The organism is Burkholderia sp. Cy-637 (genome assembly GCF_011753175.1).
In the GTDB taxonomy this organism is placed as follows: Bacteria; Pseudomonadota; Gammaproteobacteria; order Burkholderiales; family Burkholderiaceae; genus Burkholderia; species Burkholderia gladioli.
Genome location: NZ_VWWC01000249.1, coordinates 1 through 7412 on the forward strand (window position 1 = coordinate 1; position 7412 = coordinate 7412).

Consider the following 7412-nt stretch of genomic DNA (forward strand, 5'->3'; position numbering starts at 1 on the left):
CACGCCGGCATCGGCCGCGGCACCCACGGCGGCCGCCACGCCGCCGGCCGCGCTGCCGCGGCAGGCGCCGCGCATCGACTTGGCGAGCTTCGCGCCGAAGCGCTTCGCCCTGCACTTCGGCACGCTCAAGCTGATCAAGCGCAACTGGGAGAACGTGATCGTCGGCGCCTCGCATGTCGACGATCTCTGGCAGGCCAACGTGGCCTCGAACCAGGTTTCGGGCTACCTGTCCTGGTCGCCGCACGGCGACGCCGGCGCGGGCCAGGCCGGCGCCCCGGGCGGCGCGGGCGTGCTGAACGCGCGCCTGGCCAAGCTGGTGGTGCCCGACAGCGCCGACCACGACCTGGTGGGCGGCGCCATGACCATGCCGACCGATCGCGCGATGCCCGCCATCGACCTGGTGGTCGACCAGGTGGTGGCGCGCGGCCACGACATCGGCCGGCTGCAGGTCAATGCGCACAACTTCGAGGAAAACGGCGTGCCGGTCTGGCAGCTCGACAAGCTCGAGCTGGCCAACCCGGCCGCCAAGCTGACCGCCACCGCCAACTGGCGCACCTCGAAGCGCGCGCTGGCGCGCGGCGCCGACGAGGACGACGCGCCGCGCCGCACGGTGTTCGACTTCAAGCTGGCGGTCGACGACGCCGGCGCCCTGCTCGACCGGGTCGGGTTGCCGCGCACGATCGCCAACGGCAAGGGGACGCTGGCGGGCAAGGTCGGCTGGCGCGGCGGCCCGACCGCGATCGACTACCCGAGCCTGGGCGGCCAGCTCTCGCTCGATCTCGAGCACGGCCAGATCCTCAAGGTCGACCCGGGCGCGGCCAAGCTGCTCGGCGTGCTGAGCCTGCAGGGGCTGGCGCGCTTCCTGACGCTCGACTTCCGCGACGTGATCGGCAAGGGCCTGCCCTTCGAGACCATCCAGGGCACCAGCAAGATCACCAACGGCATCGCCACCACCGACGACTTCCACATGATCACCGCCCCGGCGCGCGTGACCGTGAAGGGCAAGGTCGACCTCGCCCACGAAACCCAGGACCTGCACGCGCACATCGCGCCCAAGGTCAGCGCCAGCGCCGCGGCGATCGGCGCGGCGGTGATCAACCCGCTGCTCGGCCTGGGCGTGCTGGCCGCCAACCTGGCGCTGTCGCAGACGCTCTCGCACGCCTTCGCGTTCGACTACGCGATCACCGGCTCCTGGGCGCATCCGCGGATTCAGCGGGTCGGGGGCGATCGCGGTAAGATGGACCGCACGCCCGCCGACGCGGACGCGGCCCGCCCCTGATGCGGCACGCGCCCGACCCGAGCCTGCGGCGGGACGCACCCTTATTTCATTGCGACATTCACCGATGACCGACCGAACCGATCGCCCGGCGCAGTTGACGGTCGCCGCGCTGCAGATGGTCAGCACGCCCGACGTGGTGCGCAACCTCGACGAGGCCGGCCGCCTGATCGCCGAGGCCGCGGCCGGCGGCGCGCAGCTGGTGCTGCTGCCCGAATATTTCTGCTTCATGGGCCGTCGCGACACCGACAAGCTGGCGATCGCCGAGCCCTACCAGGACGGCCCGATCCAGCGTTTCCTGGGCGACGCCGCGCGGCATCACGGGGTCTGGGTGATCGGCGGCACGCTGCCGCTGGCCGCGCCCGAACCCTCCCGCGTGCTGAACACCACCCTGGTGTTCGATCCCGAGGGCCGCGAGGCGGCGCGCTACGACAAGATCCACCTGTTCAATTTCGAGAAGGGCGAGGAATCCTTCGACGAGGCGCGCACCATCCGCCCCGGCGAAACGGTCCAGGCCTTCGAGGCGCCGTTCGGGCGGGTCGGCCTGTCGGTCTGCTACGATCTGCGCTTTCCGGAGCTGTACCGCCGGCTCGGCGACTGCGCGCTGATGGTGGTGCCCTCGGCCTTCACCTACACCACCGGCCGCGCGCACTGGGAAACCCTGCTGCGCGCGCGGGCCGTCGAGAACCAGTGTTACGTGCTGGCCGCCGCGCAGGGCGGCACGCACGAGAACGGCCGCCGTACCTGGGGCCACAGCATGCTGATCGATCCGTGGGGCGAGATCCTCGCCGTGCGCGACGAGGGCCCGGGCGTGGTGGCCGGCGCGCTCGACCCGGCCCGGATCGCCGAGGTGCGCCAGAGCCTGCCGGCCTGGCGGCATCGCGTGCTGGGCTGACGCCGCCCGCGCCCCGAATTCGAGAACTCCCCCGAGACACCCGTTAAGAACCCCGATACCGCATGAACATCATCGAACCCGGCATCCGCAATCTCGCCCTCGCCAAGGACATCCTGCTCACGCCCTACGGGCTCGACGAGTCCCTGCTCACGCGCACGCTCGCCGACATCTTCACGCATCGCGTCGACTATGCGGACCTGTACTTCCAGGCCACCCGCAGCGAGGCCTGGAGCCTGGAGGAAGGGATCGTCAAGTCGGGCAGCTTCAGCATCGACCAGGGCGTGGGCGTGCGCGCCGTGGCGGGAGATCGCACCGCCTTCGCCTATTCGGACGACCTCTCGCCCGAGGCGATCCGCCAGGCGGCCAGCGCCACCAAGGCGATCGCCGCGGCCGGCGGCGGGCGCCGCAAGATCCAGGTGGCCTCGTCGCTGACCGGCGTGTCGGGCCGCGACCTCTACCTGCCGTCCGATCCGCTCGCCTCGCTCGACGCGACCGCCAAGGTCAAGCTGCTGGAGCGCATCGAGCAGATGGCGCGCGGTCGCGACCCGCGCATCACCCAGGTGATGGCGGGCCTGGCCGGCGAATACGACGTGGTGCTGGTGGCGCGCAGCGACGGCGCGCTGGCCGCCGACATCCGCCCGCTGGTGCGCGTCTCGGTGACGGTGATCGCCGAGCAGAACGGCCGCCGCGAGATCGGCTCGGGCGGCGGCGGCGGGCGCTTCGACTACGGCTACTTCAGCGACGAGGTGCTCTCGAAGTACGTCGACGACGCGGTGCACGCGGCGCTGGTCAACCTCGACGCGCGCCCGGCCCCGGCCGGCGCGATGACGGTGGTGCTCGGCTCGGGCTGGCCCGGCGTGCTGCTGCACGAGGCGATCGGCCATGGCCTGGAGGGCGACTTCAACCGCAAGGGCTCGTCGGCCTTCGCCGGCCGCATCGGCGAGCAGGTGGCCGCCAAGGGCGTGACCGTGGTCGACGACGGCACCCTGCCGAACCGCCGCGGCTCGCTGAACATCGACGACGAGGGCAACCCGACCCAGTGCACCACGCTGATCGAGGACGGGATCCTGAAGGGCTATATCCAGGACACGCTGAACGCGCGCCTGATGAAGATGCCGGTGACCGGCAACGCGCGCCGCGAATCCTACGCGGCGCTGCCGATGCCGCGCATGACCAACACCTACATGCTCAACGGCGACAAGGACCCGCAGGAAATCATCGCCTCGGTCAAGAACGGCCTGTACGCGGTGAACTTCGGCGGCGGCCAGGTCGACATCACCAACGGCAAGTTCGTGTTCTCGGCCTCCGAGGCCTACATGATCGAGAACGGCAAGGTCACCTACCCGGTCAAGGGCGCCACGCTGATCGGCAGCGGCCCGGAATCGCTCAAGTACGTCAGCATGATCGGCAACGACATGAAGCTCGATTCGGGCGTCGGCGTGTGCGGCAAGGAGGGTCAGAGCGTGCCGGTCGGAGTCGGCCAGCCGACGTTGCGGATCGATTCGATGACGGTCGGCGGCACCGCCTGAATCCGCGGGAAATTTGCGCCGCCTTGCGGATTTTCCGCAACGCGGCGCAGCTTATCCGCAGGAAATCGTGACCGAACGCGGATCATCCGCGTTTTTCATCGTCCCCGCTTGCATTGTCCGTGCCACCCGGGTATAAAGTTTCAATCACTTCCACGACGCAAATCCGCACCGTCATGTCCGCCAAGTTTTACTTTTACTTTTTTTGGTATCTCAGACCGTTGGCGGATCGAGAGGAGTGATGGCGCGCAGAGCGCAAACCGAATTCCCAGAAAACCGCCGGCGAACCCGGCGGTTTTTTTTCGTCCCGCCGGTTCCGCAGTCCGGCTCCCGATGAACCACCGGCCGCCCCAACCACACCGATATCCGCAACGGCCGAACGCACGCCCGAACCGGCGACGCCACACTGGAGAACAAGCATGCCCCCGCACAACACCGACGATGTCCGTATCCGCGAACTGAAGGAACTGACGCCGCCCGCCCACCTGATCCGCGAATTCCCCTGCTCGGAAGCCGTGGCGGAGCTGATCTACTCGACGCGCCGCTCGCTGCACCGGATCCTGCACGGCATGGACGATCGTCTGGTGGTGGTGATCGGCCCCTGCTCGATCCACGATCCCGCGGCGGCCGTCGACTACGCGAAGAAGCTGATCGAGCTGCGCCACCAGCATCGCGACGATCTCGAGATCGTGATGCGCGTCTACTTCGAGAAGCCGCGCACCACGGTGGGCTGGAAGGGCCTCATCAACGATCCGCACCTGGACAACAGCTTCAAGATCAACGAAGGCCTGCGCGCCGCGCGCGAGCTGCTGCTGCAGATCAACGAGCTGGGCCTGCCGGCCGGCACCGAATTCCTCGACATGATCAGCCCGCAGTACATCGCCGACCTGGTCTCGTGGGGCGCGATCGGCGCGCGCACCACCGAATCGCAGGTGCACCGCGAGCTGGCGTCGGGCCTGTCCTGCCCGGTCGGCTTCAAGAACGGCACCGACGGCAACGTCAAGATCGCGGTCGACGCGATCAAGGCCGCCTCGCAGCCTCACCATTTCCTGTCGGTCACCAAGGGCGGCCACTCGGCGATCGTCTCGACCGCCGGCAACGAGGACTGCCACGTGATCCTGCGCGGCGGCAAGGCGCCGAACTACGACGCCGAGAGCGTCAACGTCGCCTGCGGCGATATCGGCAAGGCCGGCCTCGCCGCGCGCCTGATGATCGACGCGAGCCATGCCAACAGCTCGAAGAAGCACGAGAACCAGATTCCCGTGTGCGCCGACATCGGCCGCCAGCTCGCCGCCGGCGACGAGCGCATCGTCGGCGTGATGGTCGAGTCGCACCTGGTGGGCGGCCGCCAGGACCTCACGCCGGGCTGCCCGCTGACCTACGGCCAGAGCATCACCGATGCCTGCATCGGCTGGGACGAGAGCGTCAAGGTGCTCGAAGGCCTCGCCGAGGCGGTGCGCGCGCGGCGCGTGGCACGCGGCAGCGGCAACTGATGCCGCGGCGCGCCGGTGCAGCTTGCCGGCGCGCGGATGAACGAGAATCGCCCGGGCGTGCCATTGGCCGCCCGGGCGATTTTTTTGCCGGCATTGCGGCGCCGGGTTTCAGGCCGGCGGCGCCGCAACCGCCGCGATCACTCGATCGCGCCGGAACCGAAGATCTCCGTGTGGACGCGCTCCGGCGCGACGCCGAGCGCCACCAGCGCATCGCGCTGCGCCGTCATGAAGGCGACCGGGCCGCAGAGATAGTAGTCGGCATCGGGCAGGATCGCCGTGCGCAGCAGCTCCGGCGTGAGCCGGCCTTCGCGATCGTGATCGACGCCGGGCTGGTCGTCCGGGCCCACCAGCTCGTAGACCACCTGGCGCGTCGCGTTCGGATGCCGCGCCACCAGCGCGTTGAGCCAGTCGCGGAACGCGTGGACACGCCCCGAGCGGCAGGCATGCAGGAAGTGGATCCTGCGCTGGCTGCCGGCTTCGCTCAGCGCCGAGGCCATCGACACCATCGGCGTGATGCCGACCCCGCCCGAGATCAGCACCACCGGCGTGCCCGCCTCGCGCGCCAGCGTGAAGTCGCCCATCGGCGCCGTCACCTCGACGATCGCGCCCTCCTCCACCCCCTCGTGCAGCAGCGTCGACACCTTGCCGGCCGGCACCGGCTGGCCGGCGCCCTCGCGCCCGGCCTCGCGCTTGACCGAGATCCGCAGCCACTTGCCGTGCGGCGCGTCGGACAGGCTGTACTGGCGCGGCTGATCCACGCCGAGATCGCCGACATAGCGCTTGACCGTGAGGTACTGGCCCGGCTCGAAACGCGGTGCCGCGCCGCCGTCGGTCGGCTCCAGGTAGAACGAGGTGATCTCGTCGCTCTCGCGCACCTTGCGCGCGACCCGGAACGGCCGGTAGCCGCTCCAGGGCGCGGCCTCGTAGAGCTTCGCCTCGACGCCGGCGAGCACCTGGGCGAGCTGCGCATAGGCCGCCTGCCAGGCCTCGAGCGTGGCCGCATCGACGGCATCGCCCAGCACCTCGACGATCGAGGCCAGCAGATGCTCGCCGACGATCGGGTAATGCTCGGGCCGCACCGACAGGCTCACGTGCTTGTTCGCGATGCGCGACACCGCGCTGCCGAGCGCGCCGAGATTGTCGATATTGGCGGCGTAGGCGTAGACGGCCCTGGCCAGCGCCTCGGGCTGGCTGCCGCCGGCGCGCTGGTGCGTCTGGTTGAACAGGTTCTTCAGTTCGGGGTGGTGGCGGAACATGCGGGCGTAGAAATGCCGCGTGATGGTGCTGCCATGGGCGGCCAGCACCGGGGCGGTCGCCTTGACCCGGGCCATCTGTTCGGCGGTGAGCGTCGTCATCTTCTTCTCCGTGGGGACTCGTTTAAAGATGCGTTTACAATACATCTTTAAGATCGCACGTCGATGTGGACAAATTGACGCACCATTCAAGCCGGTGCAACGGCGGCGGCAGGCCGATCAGCCGGTCGCCGCTTCGGGTTCACTCGGGCCGGCCACGCTCCCAGAGCACGTCGCTGCCGCCCGCCGCGCGGTTCAGCACGCGCGCCAGCACGAACAGCAGGTCGGAAAGCCGGTTCACGTAGCGGCGCGGGGTGGCCGCGACCTCGCCGACGGCGCCGAGCGCGACGATCGAGCGCTCGGCGCGCCGGCAGACGGTGCGGCAGACGTGCGCGAGCGCGGCCGGGCGCGAGCCGCCGGGCAGGATGAACTCCTTGAGCGGCGGCAGTTGCGCGTTGTAGTGCGCCAGCCAGTCGTCCAGCCGCGCCAGGTGCGCATCAGTCATCGCGACGTGCCCCGGAATGCAGAGCTCGCCGCCCAGGTCGAACAGGTCGTGCTGGATCGCCGCCAGCGCGCCGCGGATCTCCTCGGGCAGCGGCTCGGCCAGCAGCACGCCGAGCTGCGAATTCAGCTCGTCGACATCGCCGATCGCGGCGATCCGCGCATCGTCCTTGGCGACCCGGCTGCCGTCGCCCAGGCCCGTGGTGCCGTCGTCGCCGGTGCGGGTCGCGATCTTGCTCAGGCGGTTGCCCATGATGGTGGTCCTCGTCGTGTCGGGCCGCGCGGCACGAGCGTGCGCGGCCACGGATGGTGGCATCGATCCCGGCTCGGGACCGGCGCGACGGCGCGGGCTGCGCCCGGCGCGCCGCCGGGCGGGCTCGGCCGCCATGCCGGGATTATCCCAGCGCGGGCGGCTGGCCGCGCGCCGCC

At 70.0% G+C, this 7412-nt stretch carries 6 protein-coding genes; 4 read left to right on the forward strand and 2 right to left on the reverse strand.

What is annotated here, in order from left to right; genetic code table 11:
* The 4 genes from F3J10_RS33290 to aroG all read left to right on the forward strand — a co-directional run.
* On the forward strand, nucleotides 1–1279 hold a 1279-nt coding region (locus F3J10_RS33290), incomplete at its 5' end, for an AsmA-like C-terminal region-containing protein (RefSeq protein WP_275691720.1).
* Nucleotides 1280–1343: 64 nt separating this feature from the next.
* Nucleotides 1344–2171 (forward strand): carbon-nitrogen hydrolase family protein, encoded by an 828-nt coding sequence (locus F3J10_RS33295; protein WP_166914178.1) that lies wholly within the window; start codon nucleotides 1344–1346, stop codon nucleotides 2169–2171.
* 62 nt (nucleotides 2172–2233) lie between these two features.
* Nucleotides 2234–3700, forward strand: coding sequence for a metalloprotease TldD (tldD, locus tag F3J10_RS33300; protein ID WP_025098499.1), 1467 nt, complete (start codon nucleotides 2234–2236; stop codon nucleotides 3698–3700).
* A 416-nt stretch (nucleotides 3701–4116) separates the two neighbouring features.
* Entirely contained in the window at nucleotides 4117–5190 is a 1074-nt protein-coding gene (gene aroG / locus F3J10_RS33305) for a 3-deoxy-7-phosphoheptulonate synthase AroG (RefSeq protein ID WP_025098500.1), read from the forward strand.
* A gap of 137 nt (nucleotides 5191–5327) precedes the next feature.
* Here the strand turns inward: aroG and hmpA are convergent, their stop codons facing one another.
* Complete coding sequence (gene hmpA / locus F3J10_RS33310; protein WP_167243866.1) at nucleotides 5328–6545, reverse strand: NO-inducible flavohemoprotein; 1218 nt, start codon at nucleotides 6543–6545, stop codon at nucleotides 5328–5330.
* Between the two features lie 139 nt (nucleotides 6546–6684).
* Nucleotides 6685–7236, reverse strand: a complete 552-nt coding sequence (locus tag F3J10_RS33315; protein ID WP_025098502.1) for a cob(I)yrinic acid a,c-diamide adenosyltransferase — start codon at nucleotides 7234–7236, stop codon at nucleotides 6685–6687.
* Nucleotides 7237–7412: the final 176 nt, after the last annotated feature.